The sequence below is a fragment of the Streptomyces sp. NPDC050315 genome (genome assembly GCF_040655775.1).
Classification (GTDB): domain Bacteria; phylum Actinomycetota; class Actinomycetes; order Streptomycetales; family Streptomycetaceae; genus Streptomyces.
The window spans coordinates 289,060-314,696 of the sequence record NZ_JBFAKN010000004.1; the positions used below are offsets into that span (position 1 = coordinate 289,060).

Sequence of the window (25,637 nt, forward strand, 5' to 3'; positions counted from 1 at the left end):
CGGCGGCCGTCCAGGGCCGCCCGGCCGCTCGGTTTCTGAGGGTTCGGTAGCTCACGGTGGTCTCAACGAGCGTTCGCTTCGTGGGGAAACGTGAGGTCCTGCCCAGTTCGGGGAAGGAAGGGTGCAGGGATGGATCGCCGGGAGGGCACGTCCACGCGCGCGGCCGGGACGCCGCGCGCGGCACCGCCCGATCGAGTCGCCGAGCGGCGGGAGGCTGCCACGTGTCGAGCGCGCTGGAGCAGGAGGCCCTGCCGGACGACGGCCGGGCGAGAACGGCCCCGGACACGGTCACGGTGCGGCCCGGGAGCCCACAGCCCCTCGGGGCGCGCTTCCGCAGCGGCCCGGACGGCGTCGCGGGGACGAACTTCGCGCTGTGGGCGGCGGGCGCCGAGGCGGTGGAGGTGTGCCTCTTCGACGACGCGGGCGCCGAGACGCGGTATGGGCTGACCGAGCTGACGCACGAGATCTGGCACGGCTTCGTCCCCGGCGTGCTGCCGGGGACGCGGTACGGCTACCGCGTGCACGGCCGCTGGGACCCCTGGACCGGGGCCCGCTGGAATCCGGCGAAGCTGCTGCTCGACCCGTATGCGCGCGCGATCGACGGGGACTTCCGGCTGCCGCCGGAGGTGTACGGCCATGTGCGGGACTGGCCCGAGCAGCACATAGCGGACACCGTGCGCGACGACCGGGACTCCGCGCCGCACGTCCCCAAGGGCGTGGTGGTGCACGACGACGTGCCCGGTGACGAGTGGGCGGACGACCGCCGCCCGAAGACGCCGTGGGCCGACTCGGTCCTGTACGAGCTGCACGTGCGCGGCTTCACGAAGCGGCACCCGGACATCCCGGAGCATCTGCGCGGCACGTACGCCGGGCTCGCGCACCCGGCCGCGATCGGGCATCTGACCCGGCTCGGCGTCACCGCCGTCGAGCTGCTGCCGGTGCATCAGTTCGCGCACGAGGACCATCTGCTCCGGCGCGGCCTGCGCAACTACTGGGGCTACAACTCCATCGGTTACTTCGCGCCGCACGCCGCGTACGCCGCTTCGGGGACGCGCGGCCAGCAGGTGGGCGAGTTCCGCCGGATGGTGCGCGCGCTGCACGACGCGGGCATCGAGGTCATCCTCGACGTGGTCTACAACCACACGGCCGAGGCGAACGAGATGGGCCCGATGCTGTCCCTGCGCGGCATAGACAACCGGGGCTACTACCGCCTCCAGCAGGACCCGCGCCGGTACGCCGACTACACCGGCTGCGGCAACACCCTGCACGTCGTCCAGCCGAACGTGCTGCGGCTGATCACCGACTCGCTGCGCTACTGGGTCACCGAGATGGGCGTCGACGGCTTCCGCTTCGACCTGGCCGCGGCGCTCGCCCGCTCCATGCACGACGTGGACATGCTCTCGCCGTTCCTCGCCGTGATAGCGCAGGACCCGGTGCTGCGCCGGGTGAAGCTGATCGCCGAGCCGTGGGACGTGGGGATGGGCGGGTACCAGGTCGGGGCGTTCCCGCCGCTGTGGACGGAGTGGAACGACCGGTACCGCGACGCCGTGCGCGACTTCTGGCGCGGCGCCTACCCGGACGTCCGCGACCTGGGGTACCGGCTGTCCGGCTCCAGCGACCTGTACGCGTGGGGCGGCCGCCGCCCGCAGGCCTCGGTCAACTTCATCACGGCCCACGACGGCTTCACGCTGCGCGACCTGGTCTCGTACGAGTACAAGCACAACGAGGCCAACGGCGAGGGGAACCGGGACGGCACGGACGACAACCGCTCGTGGAACTGCGGCGCCGAGGGCGAGACCGACGACCCGGACATCAAGGCGCTCCGCCGCCGCCAGCTGCGCAACCTCCTCACCACGCTGCTGCTCTCCACCGGCGTGCCGATGCTGGTCGCGGGCGACGAGCTGGGCCGCACCCAGCAGGGCAACAACAACGGCTACTGCCAGGACAACGAGCTGGGCTGGCTGGACTGGTCGCTGGCGGACGACCCGGAGTGGCGGCCGCTGACCGAGCTGGTCGCCCGGCTGATCACGCTGCGCCGGGCGCACCCGGTGCTGCGCCGCCGCGCCTTCTTCTCGGGGCGGCCGCAGGGGCCCGACGGGCTGCGGGACCTGGCGTGGTTCACGCCCGCGGGGACGGAGATGACGGACGCGGACTGGTACGCGCACGCGGCGGGCCTGAGCATGTTCCTGTCCGGCACGGACATCCCGCAGCGGGACGAGCGCGGGCTGCCGGTCACCGACGACAGCTTCCTCGTCGTGCTGCACGCCGGGGAGGCACCGGGCCGCTTCACCCTTCCGGGCGCGCCATGGGCCCGTACGTATGAACTCCTCGTCGACACCGCGCGGGAGGACCAGACGGCGGAGCCGGGTACGGCGTACGAAGCGGGTGCCGAGGTGGAGCTGCCGGGACGGGCGGTGTGGCTGCTGCGGGCAGAGCGGTGATCCCCCGCCCCGGGCCCGCGCGGCGGGAAAAACCGCATGAGGATTGTCAGTGGTGACTTCTACGCTCACTGCTGATGAGCGATGACGCGCACCGCCCCGAGTCCGCCGTCCCCACTCCCCGCTCCCCCGTGCGCTCGCTGCTGCGCCTGTGGCCGTACGTCCGCCCCGTACGGGCCCGGCTGGCCGGTGCGGCGGGCGTCGCCGTCCTGGCGTCCGGCACCGGCCTGCTCATCCCGCTCGTACTGAAGTGGCTGGTGGACGGGCCGGTCGCGGCGCGGGACGCGGGCGGCATCTGGCTGGGCGGCGGGCTCCTGCTGCTCCTGGGGCTGGCCGAGGCCGGGCTCTTCGGGCTGCGCCGGTGGCTGGTCGCGCGCCCACTGGCGAGCGTCGAGGCGGCCATGCGCGCCGCGCTCTACCGCCACCTCCAGCGGCTCCCGGTGGCCTTCCACGACCGCTGGCCCACCGGCCAGCTGCTCTCCCGCGGCACGTCCGACCTGCAGCTGCTGCGGATGTTCCTGGCGTTCCCGCTGACGTTCCTGTTCGTCAACGGCGTCACGATCCTCGCCGGCTGCGCCATCCTGCTCGTCCAGCGCTGGACGCTGGGGCTGGTACTGCTCGCGCCGATCGTGCCGCTGGTGGTGCTGTGCTCGGTGTTCCAGGCGAAGTACTCGGTCGCCGCGCGCCGTTCGCAGGACCAGGTCGGCGACCTGACCACGCTGGTCGAGGAGTCGGTACTGGGCATCCGCATCATCAAGGGCTTCGGCCGGCACCGCACCCAGGCCCGCGCCTACACCGCCCTCACCCACGAGCTGCGCGGCACCGAGCTGCACAAGGCCCGGCTGCTCGCCGCGACCTGGGGCGTCATCACGGTCCTGCCGGAGACCGCCATCGGGGCCGCGCTGATCCTCGGTACGGTCCAGGTCGCCGACGGTGACCTGTCGGCGGGCACGCTCGTGGCGTTCCTGTCCACCGCGCTGGCCCTGCGCTGGCCGGTGGAGTCCATCGGCTTCCTGCTGGCCCTCAGCAACGAATCGGCGACCGCGGCTGACCGCTACTTCGAGGTGATGGACGTACCGGAGGCGGCTGCGGCCGACGCGTCCGTACTCGCGGCCGCCTCCGGCGCCCCGGCCCCCGACGGCCTCGTCCTCACCGGTGTGGAGTTCCGCTACCCGGACGCGCCCGCGAGCGCACCGCCCACGCTGCGCGGCGTCGACCTGCACGTCCGGCCCGGCGAGACGATGGCGCTGGTGGGCGCCACGGGCAGCGGCAAGACCACGCTCACCGCGCTGGTACCGCGGCTGTACGACGCCACCGGCGGCCGGATCACCCTGGACGGCCGGGACATCATGACCCTGCCGCGCGACGAGCTGCGCTCCCTGGTCGCGGTGGCCTTCGAGGAACCGACGCTCTTCTCGGCGACCGCGGCGGAGAACGTCCTGATGGGCGGCGAAGCGGCGGACGAGGACGGCGTGCGGCGGGCGCTGCGGATCGCCCAGGCGCAGGAGTTCGTCGCCGCGCTGCCGCAGGCCGAGCACACCCAGGTCGGCGAGCAGGGCCTGAGCCTGTCCGGCGGGCAGCGGCAGCGGCTCGCGCTGGCCCGCGCGGTGGTCGGGTCCCCGCGCTTCCTCGTCCTGGACGACCCGCTCTCCGCGCTGGACGTGCACACCGAGGCGCGGGTGGAGGCCGCGCTGCGCGAGGTACTGGCGACCACGACCGCGCTGATCGTCGCGCACCGCCCCTCCACGGTGCTGCTCGCCGACCGCGTCGCGCTGCTCTCCGGCGGCCGGATCACCGCTGTCGGCACGCATCAGCAACTGCTGCGGGAGAGCGCGGAGTACGCGCATCTGATGTCCGGCGCGGGTCGGTCGGGCGGGGCCGAGACCCACGCCGACCCGGCCACTGGCGACCCGGCCACTGGCGACCCGGCCGGTGCGGGCCGGTCCGGCGCCCCGGGCCCCGCCCGACCGGCCCGCACCGCAGAGGAGACGGAGCGATGACCACGACCACGACCGCCGCCGGCCGGCCACCGGAGGACAGCGACGCCGACGCGACCACGCCGCACGATCCACCCTCCCCCGCCGATCCCTTCGACCGGGACCACCTGCCCACCCCCAAGGGCGCCTCGCTCGCCCTGCTCCGCTCGCTGCTGCGCCCGTACGCGGCCCGCGGCCGGCTCACCGTCGTCCTGCTCCTCCTCCAGCAGGCCGCCGTGCAGGCCGGGCCGCTGCTCGTCGCGTACGCCATCGACCACGCCGTCCCCGCGCTGCGGGCGCACGACCACGGCCCGCTGCTCGCCGTCGGCGCCGGATACCTGACGTGCGCGCTGGCCGCCGGCGTCCTCCAGTACGCCTTCACCCGTTCCTGCGCCCGCGTCAGCCAGGACGTACTGCGCGACCTGCGCGGCCGGATCTTCCGGCATGCCCAGGCGCTCAGCCTGGACTTCCACGAGCGCTACACCTCCGGACGGCTGATCTCCCGCTCCACCACCGACGTGGAGTCACTGCGCGAGCTGCTCAACGACGGCCTGCAGGAGCTCGTCGGGGTCGTCCTGTCCATCGTCTACGTCACGGCGATGCTGCTGTACCTGGACTGGGGCCTGGGCACGGCGGCCGTGCTCTCGGCGGGGCCGCTGCTGCTCTTCATCCGCTCCTACCGGCGCCGCTCCAAGCGGGTCTACGCGCGCCGCTCGACGGCGATCGCCGCGGTCATCGTGAAGTTCGCCGAGACGCTCAACGGCATCCGCCCGGTCCAGGCGTTCCGCCGCGAGCGGCCCAACGACGCGGCGTTCGGCCGGCTCAACCGCGTGCACGAGCGGATCAACGGCAGCGCCACCCTGGAAATGGCCCGCTACGTCCTCCTCTCCCGCACGGCCGCCAACGTCTCCGTCGCCGCCATCGTCCTGTGGGGCGCCTCCCGCGTCGCCACCGGTTCGCTGGCCCTCGGCGTATTGGCCGCCGCCGTGCTGTACCTGCGACGCCTCTACGACCCGATCGACCGCCTCGGCATGTTCCTGAACGCCTACCAGTCGGCGGCCGCGTCCCTGGAGAAGATCGCGGGCCTCCTCGCCCAGCGCCCCGCCGTCCCGGAACCGGCCTCCCCCGTCCCGCTGCCCGAGCGCCCCGCCGACCGCCCCGGCCGCGAAGTCCGCTTCTCCGGCGTCCACTTCGCGTACCGCACCGGCGGCGAGGTGCTGCCCCGCTTCGACCTCACCCTCGCCGCGGGGCAGACCGTCGCGGTGGTCGGCAGCACGGGCGCGGGCAAGTCCACCCTCGCCAAGCTGCTGGCCCGCTTCTACGACCCTTCCCCAAGCTCTCAACTACGTTCGAGCAGGGGAGACCCCTATGCTGGCCGAATCCTGCTGGACGGCATCGACCTGCGCGACCTCTCCTCCACCGACCTGCGGCGCGGGGTCGTCATGGTCACCCAGGAGGCCTTCCTCTTCTCCGGCACGGTCGCGGAGAACATCGCCATCGGCCGCCCCGAGGCTCCCCGCGCCGAGATCGAGCGGGCCGCGCGGGCCATCGGCGCCCATGACTTCATCGCCGCGCTCCCCGAGGGCTACGACACCGACGTCCGCAAGCGCGGCGGCCGCATCTCCGCCGGCCAGCGCCAGCTCGTCGCCTTCGCCCGCGCCCTCCTAGCCGACCCGTCCGTCCTCATCCTCGACGAGGCGACGTCCTCCCTCGACATCCCCGGCGAACGCGCCGTCCAGCGCGCCATGCACACCGTCCTCCACAACCGCACCGCCGTCGTCATCGCCCACCGCCTCTCCACGGTAGAAATCGCCGACCGCGTCCTGGTGATGTCCCACGGCCGCATCACCGAGGACGGCACACCAGCCGAACTCATCGTCAACAAGGGCGAGTTCGCGTCCCTCCATGAGGCGTGGCGGGACAGTTTGGTGCAGTGAGAGAGCCGCGCACTCTCCAGTGCTTGACCGTTAAACGAACACCAGACGCCGCTCTACGGACGGTTTCCGGCCATGTTTTTGAACGGATCCTGACAAACGGGCGCGGCGGGTGGGAAGCTGCGCGGCAGTCGGGGCGGGTCCCCACAGCACCACTGCCCGCGTCGGTCACGTACCTACCGCTCCCCCCACACGCACTTGTTCTGCCCGGACGGCCACCTCGTCGTCCGGTCCCCCCGGCCGTGGCACATCCCGCCGCGGCCTCGCAGAAGGAGCCAGCGTGAGACGCACCCCCCATGGACGTGCCGCGACGGGCCGCAGACGTGTGATGGCCACCGGCACGCTCGTCGCTGTGACGGCCCTGCTCGCCGTCGGCGTGCAGACCGGCGCGGGCAACGCCGCGCCCAACCCCGGCAGCACACACGCACAGCCCCGGGCGGGCGCCCTGCCCGCCAAGCTCTCCCCCGCGCAGCGTGCGGAGCTGCTGAAGGACGCCGCCGCCACCACCGCGCAGACCGCGAAGAAGCTCCAGCTCGGTGGCGAGGAGAAGCTGGTCGTCCGGGACGTCCAGCAGGACGTCGACGGGACGACCCACACCCGGTACGAGCGGACCTACAAGGGCCTGCCCGTCCTCGGCGGCGACCTCGTCGTGCACGAGACCAGGACCGGCAAGGTCGAGCGGGTCACCAAGGGCGTCCGGGCCCGGATAGCCGTGGCCAGTACGAAGGCGGCCGTGACGCCCGCGACCGCCGAGGCGAAGGCCCTGAAGGCGTCGAAGGCGGAGGGCGCGGAGAAGTCCGACGCCAAGGAGCCGCGCAAGGTGGTCTGGGCGGCGGACGGCAAGCCGGTCCTCGCGTACGAGACCGTCGTCGGCGGGCTGCAGGACGACGGCCAGACGCCGAACCGGCTGCACGTCATCACCGACGCCACCACCGGCAAGCAGCTCTTCCAGTACCAGGGCATCGAGCAGGGCACCGGCAACAGCCAGTACAGCGGCCAGGTGACGATCGGCACGGCGCCCTCGTACACCATGACCGACACCACGCGCGGCAACCACAAGACGTACAACCTCAACCACGGGTCGTCCGGCACCGGCACGCTCTTCTCCGACCCGGACGACGTCTGGGGCGACGGCACCCCGCAGAACGTGCAGACCGCGGGCGTGGACGCCGCGTACGGCGCCCAGCTCACCTGGGACTACTACAAGAACGTGCACGGCCGCAGCGGCATCAAGGGCGACGGCGTCGGCGCGTACAGCCGTGTGCACTACGGCAACAACTACGTCAACGCCTTCTGGGACGACGGCTGCTTCTGCATGACGTACGGCGACGGGTCGGGCAACACCCACCCGCTCACCTCGATCGACGTGGCCGCGCACGAGATGACGCACGGCGTCACCTCCGCCACCGCCGACCTCGTCTACAGCGGTGAGTCCGGCGGCCTGAACGAGGCGACCTCGGACATCTTCGCGACGGCCGTCGAGTTCAACGCCAACAACCCCAAGGACCCGGGCGACTACCTCGTCGGCGAGAAGATCGACATCAACGGCAACGGCACCCCGCTGCGCTACATGGACAAGCCCAGCAAGGACGGCGTGTCCAAGGACTCCTGGTACTCCGGCGTCGGCAACGTCGACGTGCACTACTCCTCCGGCATCGCCAACCACTTCTTCTACCTGCTGTCCGAGGGCAGCGGCGCGAAGGAGATCGGCGGGGTGCAGTACGACAGCCCGACCTCCGACGGGCTGCCGGTGCCGGGCATCGGCCGGGCCAACGCCGAGAAGGTCTGGTACAAGGCGCTCACCCAGTACATGAGCTCCAACACGAACTTCGCGGGCGCCCGCACCGCCACCCTGCAGGCCGCAGCCGACCTCTTCGGCAAGGACACCCCGACGTACAACACGGTCGCCAACACCTGGGCCGCGGTGAACGTCGGCAGCCGCGTCGGGGACGGCGGCGACCCCGACCCGGGCGGCAACGTCTTCGAGAACACCAACGACGTGGCCATCCCGGACGCGGGCTCCGCGGTCACCTCGTCGATCAGCGTCAACCGGACCGGCAAGGCGCCCAGCACCCTCAAGGTCGGCGTGGACATCGTGCACAGCTACCGCGGTGACCTGGTCATCGACCTGGTCGCGCCGGACGGCACCGCGTACCGCCTGAAGAACTCCAGCGCCTGGGACTCGGCGGCGAACGTGCAGACCACGTACACCGTCAACGCCTCGGCGGAGAACGCGGCCGGCACCTGGAAGCTGCGGGTGCGGGACGTGTACTCCGGCGACACCGGCCACATCAACAGCTGGAAGCTGACCTTCTGACGCGACCCCGGAAAGTCACCGGTGCCACCCCCGCCGAGCGGCGGGGGTGGCACTCCTCCGTTATGCGGACGTCGGCGCGCTCTTTGCGAACAAATTGCGAAGCGGCGCCAATTAGCCGGTGACAGACACTCGTTCGGGTGGCACGCTAACCCCGCACGTACCACCCGCATCGCTTTGCACCCCCCACCACAGGCAAAGTTGAAGGAGCACGCGTGACCCCCCACATATCGCGTACCACCCGTATCGCCGGTGCCTCCGTGGCCGCCGCCGCGCTGCTCGCGGCCGGCATCGCCACCGGCACGGCGGGCGCGGCCCCCACCTCCCCGGAGGCGGCCGGCGCACCGGTGAAGATGACCGCCTCGCACCGCGCCGAACTGCTGCGCGACGCGCAGGCCACGAAGGCGAAGACCGCCGAGGAGCTGGGCCTCGGGGCCAAGGAGAAGCTGGTCGTCAAGGACGTCATCAAGGACGCCGACGGCACCACGCACACCCGCTACGACCGGACCTACGACGGCCTGCCCGTACTCGGCGGCGACCTCGTCGTCCACCAGGCCAAGGGCGGCGCGATCAAGTCGACCACCAAGGCCACGAAGGCCACTCTCAAGGTCGCCTCCACCACCCCGAAGATCGCCCCGAAGTCGGCCGCGACCTCCGCCGAGTCGGTGTCCGGCAGGACCGAGGGCATCAAGAAGTCCGACGCGGCGACGCCGAACAAGGTGATCTGGGCGGCCTCCGGCAAGCCGGTCCTCGCGTACGAGACGGTCGTCAAGGGCGTCCAGAAGGACGGCACCCCCAGCGAACTGCACGTCGTCACCGACGCGAACACCGGCAAGAAGCTGTTCCAGCACCAGGAAATCGAGACCGGCGCCGGCACCAGCATGTACAGCGGCAAGGTCGAACTGGCCACCAAGAAGGGCAGCAGCGGTTACGAGCTGACCGACGACAGCCGCGGCGGCCACGGCACGTACGACCTGGGCGGCAAGGAGAGCGGCGAGGGCAAGCTGCTCACGGACGACGACGACAAGTGGGGCACCGGCAAGGGCGACGACCCGCAGACCGCGGCCGTCGACGCGGCGTACGGCGCGCAGGCCACCTGGGACTACTACAAGAACGTGCACGGCCGCAGCGGCATCAACGGCGACGGCAAGGGCGCGTCCTCGCGCGTGCACTACGGCCAGAACTACGTCAACGCGTTCTGGGACGACAGCTGCTTCTGCATGACGTACGGCGACGGCGAGGGCAACACCCACCCGCTGACCGCCCTGGACGTCGCGGCGCACGAGATGTCGCACGGCGTCACCTCGGCGACCGCGAACCTGGAGTACAGCGGCGAGTCCGGCGGCCTGAACGAGGCGACCTCGGACATCTTCGGCACCTCGACGGAGTTCAGCGCCAAGAACACCGAGGACCCGGGCGACTACCTCATCGGCGAGAAGATCGACATCAACGGTGACGGCTCGCCGCTGCGCTACATGGACAAGCCCAGCAAGGACGGCAACTCGCTGGACTTCTGGAAGGAGGGCGCCGGCGACGTCGACGTGCACTACTCCTCGGGCATCGGCAACCACTTCTTCTACCTGCTGTCCGAGGGCAGCGGCGCGACGGAGATCGACGGCGTGAAGTACGACAGCCCGACCGCCGACGGCTCCAAGGTCGAGGGCATCGGCCGGGACAAGGCCGAGAAGATCTGGTACAAGGCGCTGACCGCGTACATGACCTCGACGACCGACTACAAGGCTGCCCGCGAGGCAACCGTCAAGGCCGCCACCGACCTGTACGGCGCCGACAGCGCGGAGGTCAAGGGCGTCGAGGCGGCCTGGACGGGCGTGGCGGTGAAGTAACGCGGCCGAAGCGTTGGCCTGCGAAGTAACGCTTCGCCACTGGGCCCCCCTTACAGTCCGGGGAGCTTAGGGGGGCGGGGGGCCGCGTGGGCGTTGTCCACAGGGTGATCCGCTCCCTCCGGCCCCGGTGTCCCTCCCTGGGGGGCAGGCCGTATGCACAGGCGGTCGGGCAGGCCGTATGCACAGACCGGGCGGTGTCCGGGGGCTCCCGTTATCCCCCCGGACACCGCTCTCTTATGGGGCGGTGGCGGTCCGTGTGGCCGTCAGCGCAGGAGCACCCCCGCCGCCTCTCCCGTTGCCTCCGAGGGGACTGCGATCAGGCCCATTTCGGCGTGGGTGGAGAGGAGGGGGTGGGCGGGGAGGATGCGGACCGTGTAGCCGAAGGGGCCGGTGCGGTCCAGGACGAGGGGGCCCTCGTACAGCCAGCGGCCTTCGAGGTCGGGGCCGCCGGCCGGCTTGAGCGGGACGGTGAGCGGATCGGCGATCCGGTCGGACTCGTCGACCCGGCCGGAGACCAGCTGTACCTCGACGTCCTCGGGGGCCAGCTGGTCCAGCGTGACCCGGACGCGCAGGGCGAGGGTGCCGCCCAGTTCGGCCTGGCCGTTGGCGGGCGTGGCGGCGCTGCCGGTCTCGACGTGGTCCACCGCGACCCGCGGCCACGCCTCCCGCACCCGGACCTTCCACTCCGCGAGGCCGCGCGCGGCCTCCGGGGTGAGGGCGCGGTGCGCGTGCGCGGCGGGGGCGTAGAACCGCTCGACGTACTCCCGGACCATCCGGCCGGCGAGGACCTTGGGGCCGAGGGTGACGAGCGTACGGCGGACCATCTCGACCCAGCGGTGCGGTACGCCCGCCTCGTCGCGCTCGTAGAAGCGGGGCGCGACGCGCTGTTCGAGGAGTTCGTAGAGGGCCGCGGCTTCGAGGTCGTCGCGGCGCTCGTCGTCGGTGGCGGTGCCGTCCGCGGTGGGGATGGACCAGCCGAAGTCCGGCTCGTACCACTCGTCCCACCAGCCGTCGAGGACGGAGAGGTTGAGCGCGCCGTTGAGCGCCGCCTTCATGCCGGAGGTGCCGCAGGCCTCCAGGGGGCGCAGCGGGTTGTTGAGCCAGATGTCACAGCCCGGGTAGAGCTTCTGGGCCATCGCCATGCCGTAGTCCGGCAGGAAGACGATGCGGTGGCGGACGCGCGGGTCGTCGGCGAAGCGGACCAGTTCCTGGACGAGGCGCTTGCCGCTGTCGTCGGCGGGGTGCGCCTTGCCGGCCACCACGATCTGGATCGGCCGCTCGGGGTGGAGCAGCAGCTCCATGAGGCGGTCGCGGTCGCGGAGCATGAGGGTGAGGCGCTTGTAGGACGGCACCCGGCGGGCGAAACCGATGGTGAGGACGTCGGGGTCCAGGACCTGATCGATCCAGGCCAGTTCGGCGGTGGCGGCGCCGCGCTGCCGCCAGGAGGCGCGCAGCCGCATCCGTACTTCGGTGACGAGCTGTTCGCGCAGGGTGCGGCGGAGGTCCCAGATGGCGGGGTCGGCGATGTCGGCGACCCGGTCCCAGCGTTCGGAGCCGCCCACGGTGAGGGCGTCCTCGGTGCGCTGGGCGCCGATCTGACGGGCGCCGAGGCGGAAGACCTCGGGGGCGACCCAGGTGGGCGCGTGCACGCCGTTGGTGACGGAGGTGATCGGCACCTCGTCGGGGTCGAAGCCGGGCCAGAGTCCGGCGAACATGCCGCGGCTGACGCCGCCGTGCAGGGTGGAGACGCCGTTGGCGCGCTGGGCCAGGCGCAGGCCCATCACGGCCATGTTGAAGACGTTGGGCTCACCGCCCGGGTAGCTCTCCATGCCGAGGCCGAGGACTCGGGCGGCGTCGATGCCGGGGAGTTCGCCGTCGGGGCCGAAGTGCCGGGCGACCAGTTCGCGGTCGAAGCGGTCGATGCCTGCGGGCACGGGGGTGTGGGTGGTGAAGACGGTACCGGCCCGGACGGCTTCCAGGGCGCTGTCGAAATCCAGCCCCCCGGCGTCCTCTTCGGACAGTTCGCGGATGCGTTCCAGGCCGAGGAAGCCGGCGTGGCCCTCGTTGGTGTGGAAGACCTCGGGGGCCGGATGGCCGGTGAGCCGGCAGTACGTACGGACGGCCCGTACGCCGCCGATGCCCAGCAGCATTTCCTGCAGCAGGCGGTGTTCGCTGCCGCCGCCGTAGAGGCGGTCGGTGACCTGGCGTTCGCCGGGGCCGTTCTCCTCGACGTCGGAGTCGAGGAGGAGCAGCGGCACGCGGCCTACGCGGGCCTGCCAAATGTACGAGCGCAGCCGGCGGCCGCCGGGCAGCGCGAGGGAGACCTGGGCGGGGCTGCCGTCGGCCTCGCGGAGGAGTTCCAGCGGCAGCTCGTTGGGGTCGAGGACCGGGTAGTGCTCCTGCTGCCAGCCCTCGCGGGAGAGGGTCTGGCGGAAGTAGCCGTGGCGGTAGAGCAGGCCGACGCCGATCAGCGGGACGCCGAGGTCGGACGCGGCCTTGAGGTGGTCGCCGGCGAGGATGCCGAGCCCGCCGGAGTACTGCGGGAGCGCGGCGGTGATGCCGAATTCGGGCGAGAAGTAGGCGACGGCCTCGGGCAGGGCACCGTCGACGGACTGGTACCAGCGGCGGCCGGAGAGGTAGTCCTGCAGGTCGTCGGCGCAGGCGGTGAGCCGGCGCAGGAAGCGGCGGTCGGCGGCCAGCTCGGCCAGGCGTTCGGCGGTGACGGTGCCGAGGAGCTGGACCGGGTCGGTGCCGGGCCGCTGCCGGCCGTCGGGGTCCAGGGCGTGGAAGAGCTCGCGGGTTTCGGTGTGCCAGGACCAGCGCAGGTTCCGCGCCAGTTCGCTGAGCGGTCGTAGGGACGGGGGAAGGACAGGGCGCACGGTGAATCGACGAATGGCCTTCACGCTGTCGACCGTAGCGGCGGGCGGGCCGCAGCAACCACAGCGCGCGCCCGGCACTGAGTACAACCGCTCGAAAGGCCCGCCCCACGCGTCGGCCACACTCCCGTACGCCCCTTGCCCACCGTTTCCGTACGTCTCTTGGCGGAGGTGCACGGGCGGGAGCGGGTCAGCGGGCCCGGCCGCGCGTGTTCCGCCGGGCGGTCGCGGGCGGACCGGGCCGCGGGATCCGGCCAGAAATCGCCGCAACCTTCGCCACACATCACGGACCCGATATGGCCGATTCCGCCCCGTCGTCCTCTCTTGTACGGACTGCGGGCCCACGGAAGGCTGCAGGATGGCGTCGGTGGAGCGCGGCGCGGCAGCCGGCGCCACGGATCGCAACACCCTTGCCCGCCTGTCGAGTTGAAGAGGGGAACTCCGTACATGGCCTGGACACGAACAGCCCGGCGACGGCTGGCCGCGGGGAGTACGGCCGCCGCGTCGGCGGCCCTGCTCTGCGCCGCCACGCTGCCGGCCCACGCCGCGCCGCCCGAAGGCCGGGTACTGGGAGCGGGGGCGTCCGGCGCGGTGAACAGCAGCTACATCGTCACCTTCAAGGACGGCGCGCGGGGGGTCGACGCGCGGTCGGCGGCGGGCAAACGGATGGTGGCGAAGTACGGCGCGACGATACGCCGGGTGTACCGCAAGGCCATCAACGGCTACGCGATACGGGCGAACGCGACCCAGGCCAAGCGGCTCGCGGCGGACCCGGCGGTGGCGGCGGTGAGCCAGAACCGCACGATACGGCTGACGGACACCGTGCGGGCGCCGGGCGACCGCCGGAAGAGCCCGGAGGAGCCGGGGGCGATCCAGAAGAACCCGCCGTCCTGGGGCCTGGACCGGATCGACCAGCGGAGCCTGCCGCTGAACAAGTCGTACGCCATGCCGCCCGGCGGCGGCGCGGGCGTCAGCGTCTACGTCCTGGACACCGGCGTGCGCACCACCCACCAGGACTTCGGGGGACGGGCCAGAAGCGGGTGGGACTTCGTCGGCAACGACGGCAACGCGTCCGACGAGAACGGCCATGGCACCCATGTGGCCGCCACCATTGCGGGTGAGAAGTACGGCGTCGCCAAGAAGGCCGACATCGTCTCGGTGCGGGTGCTGGACGCTCAGGGCTCCGGCACCACCGAGACGGTCATGGCGGGCATCGACTGGGTGACGCTGCACGCCAAGGGGAAGCCCGCGGTGGCCAATCTGAGTCTGGGCAGCATGGCGTCGCCGCAGCTGGACCAGGCGGTGCGCAAGGCGATCGAGGCCGGGGTGACGTTCACCGTCGCGGCCGGGAACAACCGGCTGCCGGCGGACCTGTACTCGCCCGGCCGGGTCCGGGAGGCCATTACGGTCGGCGCCACGGACAGCCGCGACACCCCCGCCAAGTTCTCCAACTGGGGCCCGGGGGTCGACCTGTTCGCGCCGGGTGTGGGGATCACCTCGGCATGGAACTCGGGGGACGCGGCCGTCAAGACCCTCTCGGGCACCTCGATGGCCGCTCCGCACGCCGCGGGCGCGGCCGCGCTGTACCTGGCGCAGCACCCGGGGGCGGATCCGGAGCAGGTCGAGAAGGGGCTGGTCAACCGCGCTTCGGCGGGCCAGGTCAAGGGCTCGCTGGGATCGACGGACCGGCTGCTCCGGGTCAGCTAGTACCGCTCCGGACAGGGCCGTGAGGGCCGGCTCCGCCCGTCGGCGGGGCCGGTCCGCTGCTGTCCGCGCGCCACGCGGCGGCCGGTTCGCCCGGCTTGATCGCGGTGCGGTGTTACGTACGAGTAGTTCACTCGCGGCCGGATTGCCCGGCCGCGGGGCGTGGGAAGGCTCAGTCGGAACGTTCGTTGCGTGCCTCCCCCGCGTGTCCCGCCCTGCGCACCTCCAACCGAGTGAAAGGCGACAGGACCGTTCATGCCCGCAACCCGTAAGCCCGCCGCGGAGATACAAAGGACAACACCCCGCAAAGTGTCCCAAGTCTCAGGTGATCCCATGATCGGTCGCATTCCCGTCCTGGACGTCCGTCCCCAGATCGACTGCGGGCGCCGCCCGGCCAAGGCGGTGACCGGCGAAACCTTCGAAGTGTCCGCCACGGTCTTCCGGGAAGGCCATGACGCGGTCGCCGCCAATGTCGTGCTGCGCGACCCGAACGGCCGCAGCGGCGCCTGGACGCCGATGCGGGAGCTGGCGCCGGGCACGGACCGCTGGGGCGCGCTGGTCACCCCGGACGCGGAGGGCCGCTGGACGTACACCGTGGAGGCGTGGTCGGACCCGGTGACGACCTGGCGGCGCACGGCGCAGGTCAAGATCCCGGCCGGTCAGGACACCGGTCTCGTACTGGCCGAGGGCGCGGCGCTGCACGAGCGGGCGGCGGCGGGGGTGCCGAAGAACGCGGGGCGCGAATCGATTCTGCGGGTGGCCGACACGCTGCGCGACGAGAGCCTGCCGGCCGCCACCCGGCTGGCCGCCGCGCTCACCCCCGAGGCCGTGGACATCCTCGGCCGGCACCCGCTGCGCGAACTGGTCAGCGCCTCCCGGCCGATGCCGCTGCTGGTGGAGCGGCGCCGGGCGCTGTACGGCTCGTGGTACGAGATGTTCCCGCGCTCGGAGGGCGCGTACGAGGCGCCCGACGGGACCATGGTCAGCGGCAATTTCCGGACCGCCGCCGAGCGGCTGCCGGACATCGCCGCGATGGGCTTCGACGTGGTCTACCTGCCGCCCGTCCACCCGATCGGCACCACCCACCGCAAGGGCCCGAACAACGCGCTCTCCGCGGGCCCGCACGACGTCGGCTCGCCGTGGGCGATCGGCTCGGCCGAGGGCGGCCACGACGCCCTCCACCCGGACCTGGGCACCTTCGAGGACTTCGCGTACTTCGTGCGCACCGCGCGGGACCTGCGGATGGAAGTGGCGCTGGACTTCGCGCTGCAGTGTTCGCCGGACCATCCGTGGCTGGACAAGCATCCGGAGTGGTTCCACCACCGCGCCGACGGCACCATCGCGTACGCCGAGAACCCGCCGAAGAAGTACCAGGACATCCACCCCATCGCCTTCGACGCGGACTTCCGCGGGCTGGTGAAGGAGACGGAGCGGCTGCTGCGCTTCTGGATGGAGAAGGGCATCCGCATCTTCCGGGTCGACAATCCGCACACCAAGCCGGTGGTGTTCTGGGAGAAGGTGATCGCGGACATCAACCGCACCGATCCGGACGTCATCTTCCTGGCCGAGGCGTTCACCCGCCCCGCCATGATGCGCACCCTCGCGCAGGTCGGTTTCCAGCAGTCCTACACGTATTTCACCTGGCGCAACTCCAAGCAGGAGCTGACCGAGTACCTCACCGAGCTGTCCCGGGATTCGGCCGACTGCATGCGGCCGAACCTTTTTGTGAACACCCCGGACATCCTGCACGCGTACCTCCAGCACGGCGGCCGGGCGGCCTTCGAGGTACGCGCGGTGCTCGCCGCGACCCTCTCCCCGACGTGGGGCGTGTACGCCGGATACGAGCTCTGCGAGGGGACTCCGGTACGAGACGGGAGCGAGGAGTACCTGGATTCGGAGAAGTATCAGCTGCGTCCCCGCGATTGGCAGACAGCGGGCCGCGAGGGCCGTAGCATCGCTCCCCTCATCACGGCACTCAACCGGCTGCGCCGCCGTCATCCGGCACTCCAGCAGTTGCGTGCCCTGCACTTCCATCATGTCGACAACGACGCGGTCCTCGCGTACTCCAAGCGCGAGGGTGCCGACGTGGTTCTCACGGTCGTGAACCTCGACCCGCACCACACCCACGAGGCAACGGTGTCGTTGGACATGCCGGAGCTCGGCCTCGACCGGCACGAGTCCGTACCGGTGCGCGACGAGCTCACCGGCGAGACCTACCACTGGGGCAGGGACAACTATGTGCGCCTGGAGCCGGGCAGTGGCATTGCGCCCGCGCACGTGCTGTCCCTGCGACCGTCCTCACCGATCGGAGGGTCACCCAATTGATCGTCAACGAGCCCGTCCCCGACACGTTCGAGGACACTCCGGCCAAGGACCGCGATCCCGAATGGTTCAAACGGGCCGTCTTCTACGAAGTCCTGGTGCGTTCGTTCCAGGACAGCAACGGGGACGGCGTCGGCGACCTGAAGGGCCTGACGGCCAAGCTGGATCATCTGCAGTGGCTGGGCGTCGACTGCCTCTGGCTGCCGCCGTTCTTCAAGTCCCCCCTGCGGGACGGCGGTTACGACGTCAGCGACTACACCTCGGTGCTGCCGGAGTTCGGTGACCTCGCCGACTTCGTGGAGTTCGTGGACGCCGCGCACCAGCGCGGCATGCGGGTGATCATCGACATGGTGATGAACCACACCAGCGACCAGCACCCGTGGTTCCAGGAGTCCCGCACCGACCCCGACGGGCCGTACGGCGACTACTACGTCTGGGCGGACGACGACAAGCAGTACCAGGACGCCCGGATCATCTTCGTCGACACCGAGGCGTCCAACTGGACCTTCGACCCGGTGCGCAAGCAGTACTACTGGCACCGCTTCTTCTCCCACCAGCCGGACCTCAACTACGAGAACCCGGCGGTGCAGGAGGAGATGATCTCCGCGCTGCGCTTCTGGCTGGACCTGGGCATCGACGGCTTCCGGCTGGACGCCGTGCCCTACCTCTACGCCGAGGAGGGCACCAACTGCGAGAACCTCCCGCAGTCGCACGCCTTCCTGAAGCGAGTGCGCGCCGTGATCGACGCGAACTACCCGGACACGGTGCTGCTGGCCGAGGCCAACCAGTGGCCGGAGGACGTGGTCGACTACTTCGGCGACCCGGAGACCGGCGGCGACGAGTGCCACATGGCGTTCCACTTCCCGGTCATGCCGCGCATCTTCATGGCGGTACGCCGCGAATCCCGCTACCCGGTCTCGGAAATCCTCGCCAAGACCCCGGCGATCCCGTCCGGCTGCCAGTGGGGCATCTTCCTGCGCAACCACGACGAGCTCACGCTCGAAATGGTCACGGACGAAGAGCGCGACTACATGTACGCGGAGTACGCCAAGGACCCGCGGATGCGCGCCAACATCGGCATCCGCCGCCGCCTCGCGCCCCTGCTGGACAACGACCGCAATCAGATCGAGCTGTTCACCGCCCTGCTGCTCTCCCTGCCCGGCACGCCGATCCTGTACTACGGCGACGAGATCGGCATGGGCGACAACATCTGGCTGGGCGACCGGGACGCGGTGCGCACGCCCATGCAGTGGACGCCGGACCGCAACGCCGGCTTCTCGTCCTGCGATCCGGGGCGGCTCTTCCTGCCCACGATCATGGACCCGGTCTACGGCTACCAGGTGACCAACGTCGAGGCCGCGCAGTCCTCGCCGTCGTCCCTGCTGCACTGGACCCGGCGGATGATCGAGATCCGCAAGCAGAACCCCGCCTTCGGCCTGGGCACGTACACCGAACTGCCGTCCTCCAACCCGGCGGTACTGGCGTTCCTCCGCGAGTACCAGGACGACCTCGTCCTGTGCGTGCACAACTTCTCGCGGTTCGCCCAGCCCACCGAGCTGGACCTGCAGACGTTCGACGGGCGGCACCCGGTCGAGCTGATCGGTGGCGTGCGGTTCCCGGCCATCGGCCAACTGCCGTACCTGCTCACCCTGGCGGGCCACGGCTTCTACTGGTTCCGGCTGCGGAAGGACGCGGTGGCTTAGCCGGCACGACGTTCCGGGCACCGGCCGGGCTTTCGGGCCGGTGCCGCGCGGGCGCAGCTCACGGGCGCCCGCGCACCGCCGCGTACGGGCCCGTCGCGCCGGCCGGCAGGCCGTCCGTGCCGGGGGCACAAAAGCTACCCGCCCGTACATGCACGCAAGGCGTGTTCGGGTGTTTTTCGACCTTTCGCCCGGGCAGTCTCCCTACTGCCGCACGGGCCGGACGATCCACGCGCCGCGCCTCCGGGCGTGGGGACACCTGCCGCAGATCCGCTGCCGTACGGACGATCCTCGCCCGACACGTCCCGCACCGCCCCACAGTAAAGGCCGTATTCCGGGACACTTTGCCGTAGCTGTCGTGTGCCCGGGGAAAGGACGCGACGTCATGTCGGAAACCGCCTCGACCCGTGCTCTGCAAGGCCGGCACCACCGGCCGTCCGTCACCACCGCACCCGGACTGCTGCCCTCGCTCGACCCCTTGCTGCGCGAATGGGTGCCACGGCAGCGGTGGTTCGCCGGCAAGGGCCGGCCGGTCACCGGCTTCGATCTCGTCTCGGCCGCCGAGCTGCTGCCCGTCGACGGGATCCTCGACGGCGTCGCCGCGCCCGGACTGCTGCATCTGCTCGTCCGCGCCCGGCAGCCCGGCCCGCCGGCCCGCACGCCCGAGGACGACGACTGCTACCAGCTGCTGCTCGGCGTGCACGGCACGCTGCCGCCGCGGCTCGCCCACGCGCTGATCGGCCGCCCGGACGGCGGACCGCTGTCCGGGCGCACGGTCTACGACGCGCTGCTGGACCCCCGACTGTGCACGCTGCTGCTGGAACGGCTGCGGGTGCCCGGACAGCTGGGCGCGCTCCGCTTCACCGTCGAGTCGGACACGGCGATCGCCTCCGGCCTCACCGCCCGGCCGCTGACCACCGAACAGTCCAACACCTCGGTCGTCTTCGGCGACGCGTACATCCTCAAGGTCTTCCGGCGGGCCTCCCCCGGGCTCAACCCGGACCTGGAACTGCCGCTGGCGCTGGCCCGTGCGAAGTGCTCGCGGGTGCCGCCGCCGGTCGCGTGGTTCGAGTCGGACGCGGCGGGCCCGGTGACGGCGGCCGAAGGGCCGCGCCATCACGCCGCAGAACCGATCACTCTCGGCGTGCTCACCCCGTTCCTGGACGGCGCCGCCGACGGCTGGCAGCTCGCGCTCAACGCCCTGTCGGTACGCGCCGACTTCACCGGCTCCGCGCGGGCGCTCGGCCACGCCACCGCCGAGGTGCACACCGCGCTCGCCGAGACGCTGCCCACCACCGAGCTGCGCCGCACCCACCTGGAGCTGATCGCCGCCGGGATGGCCGAGCGGCTGGACGCCGCGGCGCGCGCGGTCCCGGCGCTGCGCCCGTACCGCACCAGGCTGCGCACCGCCTTCCACGCGCTGACCACCCTCGGCCGGGACGGCCGCACCTTCGCGGCCCAGCGCATCCACGGCGACCTGCATCTCGGCCAGACGCTGCGCTCCGCGGGCGAGGGCCGCTGGTCGGTCATCGACTTCGAGGGCGAGCCGGCCCGGCCGTTGGCGGAAAGGCGCGATGTCCAGCCCGCGGTGCGCGATGTGGCCGCTATGCTCCGGTCCTTCGACTACGCGGCGCGCAGCGGCCCCGGCGGCGGCGACGCCTGGTCGCTGGAGTGGGCGCGGCGCGCACGGACCGCGTTCTGCCGCGGCTATGCCGAGGCCGGCGGCCTGGACCCGGACTCCGTTCCGGAGCTGATGCGCGCGTACGAGACCGACAAGGCCGTGTACGAGGTGCTGTACGAGGCACGGCACCGGCCGGACTGGCTGCCCATCCCGATGGCCGCCGTCCGCCGTCTCGCCGGCCCGGACCCGCGCCTGGGCACCGACCCGCAGCTGACGACCGACCCGCACGTGGGCGCGGGGCCCGACCCCTACGCCGAAGCGGACCCCGAGGAGGGCGACCCGTCGTTCCCGACCTACGCCCCGCCCGAGGACCGCACCTGACCAAAGTGAACCGCCCTTCGATCCCCCGACCCCCGAACCGCCCCGCCAGGAGGCTCCTCCCGTGACCCCCCGTCCGCCGTCCCGCCCCACGTCCGACCCCGCAGCAGCGGCGCCCGACGCCGACGTCCCGCCCACCTTCCTGCCGGCCGCCCGGTCGGAGGACGAGCAGGACGCCCCGCCGGCCCAGCGCACCGGGCCCGATCCCGAGGCGGAGGCGGGGGGACCGGCCGCCGCGGCCGCCAAGAAGCCCGCCGCGAAGAAGACCGCCGCGAAGAAGACGGCCAAGAAGGCCACCACCAAGAAGGCCACCGCCAAGAAGACGGCCACGAAGACGGCCGCGAAGACGAGTGCGGCCAAGCCGGCCGCCACGAAGACGACAGCGGCGAAGGCGGCAGCGGCCAAGTCGCCGACGGCGAAGAAGACCGCGGCCGGACCCGCCGCCGGCAAGGCCGCACCCAAGGCCGCCGAGCCCGTGGCCGCCGCCGCGCGTACTACCGCCCCCGCCCCGCGCAGCGGCAAGGGCGGGGTGCGCGCCGCGTCCCCGCTGGGGGACACCGACCGCGGCCGGCTGCTGTCCGGTACGCACCACGACCCGCACGCGCTGCTCGGCGCGCATCCCGTGCCCGGCGGGGTGCTCTTCCGCGCGCTGCGCCCGTACGCCCTCTCGGTGGCCGTACTGGCCAAGGGCCTGCGGGCCGAGCTGCACGACGAGGGCGACGGCCTGTTCGCCGGGGTACTGCCGCTGTCGGAAATCCCCGACTACCAGCTGGTGATCACCTATGGCGAGGGCCCGGACGCGCACGAGGTGACCACCCACGACCCGTACCGCTTCCTGCCCGCGATCGGCGAGCTGGACCTGCATCTGATCGGCGAGGGCCGGCACGAGGAGCTGTGGCAGGCGCTCGGCGCGCGCATCATGGAGCACGAGGGCGTGACCGGCACCCGCTTCACGGTGTGGGCGCCGAACGCGCAGGGCGTCCGCGTCGCCGGGAACATGAACTACTGGGACGGCACGGTCTATCCGATGCGCTCCCTCGGCTCCACCGGCGTGTGGGAGCTGTTCATCCCCGGGCTGGGCGAGGGCGAGCTGTACAAGTTCGACATCGCGCGCCCGGACGGCAGCCACACGCTGCGCATCGACCCGATGGCCCGGCGGACCGAGTGCCCGCCCGCCAACGCCTCGGTCATCGACGTCACGCGGCACGAGTGGGGCGACGCGGAGTGGATGGCGCGCCGCGCCGAACGCCCGGTGCACACCTCGCCGTTCTCCGTCTACGAGGTGCATCTGCCGTCCTGGCGCCCCGGCCTGTCCTACCGCGAGCTGGCCGAGCAGCTGCCCGCGTACGTCAAGGACCTGGGCTTCACGCACGTGGAGCTGATGCCGGTCGCCGAGCACCCCTTCGGCGGCTCGTGGGGCTACCAGGTCACCGGCTTCTACGCGCCGACGGCCCGGCTCGGCACCCCCGACGACTTCAAGTATCTGATCGACGCGCTGCACCGGGCGGACATCGGCGTGATCATGGACTGGGTGCCCGCGCACTTCCCGCGCGACGACTGGGCGCTCGCGGAGTTCGACGGCCGGCCGCTGTACGAGCACGAGGACCCGGCCCGCGCCGCGCACCCCGACTGGGGCACCCTCGAATTCGACTACGGCCGCACGGAAGTCCGTAACTTCCTCGTCGCCAACGCCGTCTACTGGTGCTCCGAATTCCACATCGACGGCCTGCGCGTGGACGCGGTGGCCTCGATGCTCTATCTGGACTACTCCCGTGAGCACGGCGAGTGGACGCCCAACGAGCACGGCGGCCGGGAGAACCTCGACGCGGTCGACTTCCTCCAGGAGATGAACGCCACCGTCTACCGCCGCTGCCCCGGCGTCGTCACCATCGCCGAGGAGTCCACCGCCTGGGACGGCGTCACCCGCGCCACCCACCACGTCGGCCCCGGCGGCTTCGGCGGCCTGGGCTTCGGGCTGAAGTGGAACATGGGCTGGATGCACGACTCGCTGGTGTACATGTCCAAGGAGCCGGTGCACCGCAAGTACCACCACAACGAGATGACCTTCTCGATGGTGTACGCGTACTCGGAGAACTACGTTCTCCCCATCTCGCACGACGAGGTGGTGCACGGCAAGCGGGCGCTGGTCTCCAAGATGCCCGGCGACTGGTGGCAGCAGCGCGCCAACCACCGCGCGTACCTGGGCTTCATGTGGTCCCACCCGGGCAAGCAACTGCTCTTCATGGGCCAGGAGTTCGCGCAGGGCGCGGAGTGGTCCGAGGGGCACGGCCCGGACTGGTGGCTGCTGGATCCGGCGTACTCCGCCGAGCCGGACCACCGCGGCGTCCGCGACCTGGTCCGCGAGCTGAACCGGCAGTACGGCGCGACGCCCGCACTGTGGGAACGGGACACCGACCCGGGCGGCTTCTCCTGGATCGACGGCGGGGCGTGGGAGGACAACGTCTTCGCGTTCGTGCGGTACGACGCCGAGGGCGACCCGCTGATCGCGGTCTGCAACTTCTCGCCGGTGGTCCGGCACGAGTACCGCCTCGGTGTACCGGAGAACGTCCCGGCCTGGCGGGAGGTGCTCAACACCGACGAGGAGCGGTTCGGCGGCAGCGGCGTGATCAACCCGGGGCAGCTGAAGTCCGAGCCCGTGCCGTACCACGGCCGGGCCGTCTCCATCGCGCCGGTCCTCCCGCCGCTCGCCACGGTCTGGCTGCGCCCCGCGGGCTGAGCGCACCGGCCGGGAGCGTGCTCCGCCGGCCGTACGGACGTGCTTGCGGGCCGGTGTCGCACCCCCTGCTCGTACGCACAAGAAAGGGGCCCGCCGGCGTCTGCCGCCGGCGGGCCCCGTTCCCCCGTGATCCCCCGTTCACCGACGGTTTCCGCCGGCCCTGGAAACTTTGCCGCTTCACAGCGTCCGGGGACAGCCCCGCCACGGCTTCGTTTCCGGCCCGCGACACCCTGATACGCAACCGAGAAATTCCGCACAAGATCGCGAACTTGGTGCCGCCTCGGGCCTGCGTCAGACGCCGGCCTTGTCGCTCTTGGCGCGGGGCTCCGGGACCTCCCCTTCGGCTTCGGCGGCCGGGCCGTGGCCGTCGTCCACCAGCGTGGTCTCGTCGAACGGGAGACCGCCCGCCAGGACCTCGTTGACCCGGGTCTTGTCGATCTCCTTGGTCCAGGTGCCGATCAGGACCGTGGCGACCGCGTTGCCCGCGAAGTTGGTGAGGGCGCGGGCCTCGCTCATGAAGCGGTCGATGCCGACGATCAGGCCGACGCCGTCGACCAGGTCGGGGCGGTGCGACTGGAGGCCGCCGGCCAGGGTGGCCAGGCCCGCGCCGGTGACGCCGGCCGCGCCCTTGGACGCGATGATCATGAAGACCAGGAGTGAGATCTGCTCGCCGATGGAGAGCGGGCTGCCCATCGCCTCGGCGACGAACAGCGAGGACATCGTGAGGTAGATCGCGGTGCCGTCGAGGTTGAAGGAGTAACCGGTCGGAACGGTGATGCCGACGACCGGCTTGCTGACGCCCAGGTGCTCCATCTTGGCGATGAGGCGCGGCAGCGCCGACTCGGAGGAGGAGGTGGAGAGGATCAGCAGGAACTCGCGGCCCAGGTACTTCAGCAGCGAGAAGATGTTCACGCCGGCGATCAGGCGCAGCAGCGTACCGAGGACGACGATCACGAAGAGCAGGCACGTGATGTAGAAGCCGACCATGATGACGGCCAGGGACTTCAGCGCGTCCAGGCCGGTCTCGCCGACCACCGCGGCGATGGCGCCGAAGGCACCGACCGGAGCCGCCCACATGATCATGGACAGGACCCGGAAGACCAGCTTCTGGAGGTGGCCGATGCCGCGCAGGACCGGCTCGCCGGTCTTGCCCATCGCCTGCAACGCGAAGCCCACCAGCAGCGCGACCAGCAGGGTCTGCAGCACCTCGCCGGTGGTGAAGGCGGAGACCAGGGTGGTCGGAATGATGCCGAGCACGAACTCCGAGCTGGACTCGCCGCCGCCCTCGGACTGCGCCTGGCCCGCGTGCCGGACCGTCTCGGTCAGCTGCAGCCCGGAGCCGGGCTCCAGAATGTTGCCGACGACCAGGCCGATGGCGAGCGCCACGGTCGACATGACCATGAAGTAGCCGAGCGCCAGGCCGCCGACCGCGCCGACCTTGGCGGCCTTCCGGACGGAGCCGACGCCGAGGACGATCGTGCAGAAGATGACCGGCGAGATCATCATCTTGATGAGATTGACGAAGCCCTCGCCGAGCGGCTTGAGCTCCACGGCGACACCGGGGGCGATGAAGCCGACGGCGATGCCGAGCACTACGGCGCCGATGACGGCGATGTAGAGGTAATGGGTCCGGTCACGCTTCTTCGGTGCGGGCGTGGCGGGCTCGCCGGGGGTCCCGCCACCCGGCAGGATCGTTGCAGCCACGACTGCCTCCTGTCCTCGATTGTCCGGTTCTGCGTGTGCGACCTGCGGCTCTTGAACGCAAAACAAAGTCCCGGCGACTATGCACCCCC

Annotated in this window: 12 protein-coding genes; 10 read left to right on the forward strand and 2 right to left on the reverse strand. The window is 71.6% G+C overall.

Going from position 1 to position 25,637, the window contains the following annotated elements; genetic code table 11:
- Window positions 1-233: 233 nt before the first annotated feature.
- The 5 genes from glgX (at window position 234) to AB0I82_RS16615 (ending at window position 10,506) form a co-directional block, all read left to right on the forward strand.
- Complete coding sequence (gene glgX, locus AB0I82_RS16595; RefSeq protein WP_363258396.1) at window positions 234-2,441, forward strand: glycogen debranching protein GlgX; 2,208 nt, start codon at window positions 234-236, stop codon at window positions 2,439-2,441.
- Between the two features lie 74 nt (window positions 2,442-2,515).
- Entirely contained in the window at window positions 2,516-4,438 is a 1,923-nt protein-coding gene (locus tag AB0I82_RS16600) for an ABC transporter ATP-binding protein (RefSeq protein WP_363257963.1), read from the forward strand.
- The gene (locus AB0I82_RS16605) at window positions 4,435-6,351 is read left to right on the forward strand and encodes an ABC transporter ATP-binding protein (protein WP_363257964.1); all 1,917 of its coding nucleotides are present in this window, start codon (window positions 4,435-4,437) and stop codon (window positions 6,349-6,351) included. The genes AB0I82_RS16600 and AB0I82_RS16605 overlap by 4 nt, the downstream gene beginning before the upstream one ends.
- Window positions 6,352-6,676: 325 nt before the next feature.
- The gene (locus AB0I82_RS16610) at window positions 6,677-8,665 is read left to right on the forward strand and encodes a M4 family metallopeptidase (protein ID WP_363258397.1); all 1,989 of its coding nucleotides are present in this window, start codon (window positions 6,677-6,679) and stop codon (window positions 8,663-8,665) included.
- Window positions 8,666-8,877: 212 nt separating this feature from the next.
- On the forward strand, window positions 8,878-10,506 hold the full coding sequence (locus tag AB0I82_RS16615) for a M4 family metallopeptidase (protein WP_363257965.1): 1,629 nt from the start codon (window positions 8,878-8,880) through the stop codon (window positions 10,504-10,506).
- A 263-nt stretch (window positions 10,507-10,769) separates the two neighbouring features.
- Here the strand turns inward: AB0I82_RS16615 and glgP are convergent, their stop codons facing one another.
- The gene (gene glgP, locus AB0I82_RS16620; RefSeq protein ID WP_363257966.1) at window positions 10,770-13,409 is read right to left on the reverse strand and encodes an alpha-glucan family phosphorylase; all 2,640 of its coding nucleotides are present in this window, start codon (window positions 13,407-13,409) and stop codon (window positions 10,770-10,772) included.
- Between the two features lie 420 nt (window positions 13,410-13,829).
- Between glgP and AB0I82_RS16625 the strand changes: the two genes are divergently transcribed.
- From AB0I82_RS16625 to glgB, 5 genes are all read left to right on the forward strand, one after another.
- A complete protein-coding gene (locus tag AB0I82_RS16625) occupies window positions 13,830-15,089 on the forward strand; it encodes a S8 family peptidase (RefSeq protein ID WP_363257967.1) in 1,260 nt (419 codons plus the stop codon).
- Window positions 15,090-15,419: 330 nt separating this feature from the next.
- Window positions 15,420-17,411 (forward strand): alpha-1,4-glucan--maltose-1-phosphate maltosyltransferase, encoded by a 1,992-nt coding sequence (locus AB0I82_RS16630; protein WP_363257968.1) that lies wholly within the window; start codon window positions 15,420-15,422, stop codon window positions 17,409-17,411.
- Complete coding sequence (treS, locus tag AB0I82_RS16635; protein WP_363257969.1) at window positions 17,408-19,111, forward strand: maltose alpha-D-glucosyltransferase; 1,704 nt, start codon at window positions 17,408-17,410, stop codon at window positions 19,109-19,111. The genes AB0I82_RS16630 and treS overlap by 4 nt, the downstream gene beginning before the upstream one ends.
- A gap of 382 nt (window positions 19,112-19,493) precedes the next feature.
- Window positions 19,494-21,110: a maltokinase gene (locus tag AB0I82_RS16640; protein ID WP_363257970.1), complete on the forward strand. Its 1,617-nt coding sequence runs from the start codon at window positions 19,494-19,496 to the stop codon at window positions 21,108-21,110.
- 61 nt (window positions 21,111-21,171) lie between these two features.
- A complete protein-coding gene (gene glgB / locus AB0I82_RS16645) occupies window positions 21,172-23,844 on the forward strand; it encodes a 1,4-alpha-glucan branching enzyme (protein WP_363257971.1) in 2,673 nt (890 codons plus the stop codon).
- A gap of 291 nt (window positions 23,845-24,135) precedes the next feature.
- On the opposite strand, the gene AB0I82_RS16650 is transcribed toward glgB, so the two are convergent.
- Window positions 24,136-25,533 carry a cation:dicarboxylase symporter family transporter gene (locus AB0I82_RS16650; RefSeq protein ID WP_363258398.1) on the reverse strand — a complete coding sequence of 466 codons (1,398 nt, stop codon included), beginning with the start codon at window positions 25,531-25,533 and terminating at the stop codon, window positions 24,136-24,138.
- Window positions 25,534-25,637: the final 104 nt, after the last annotated feature.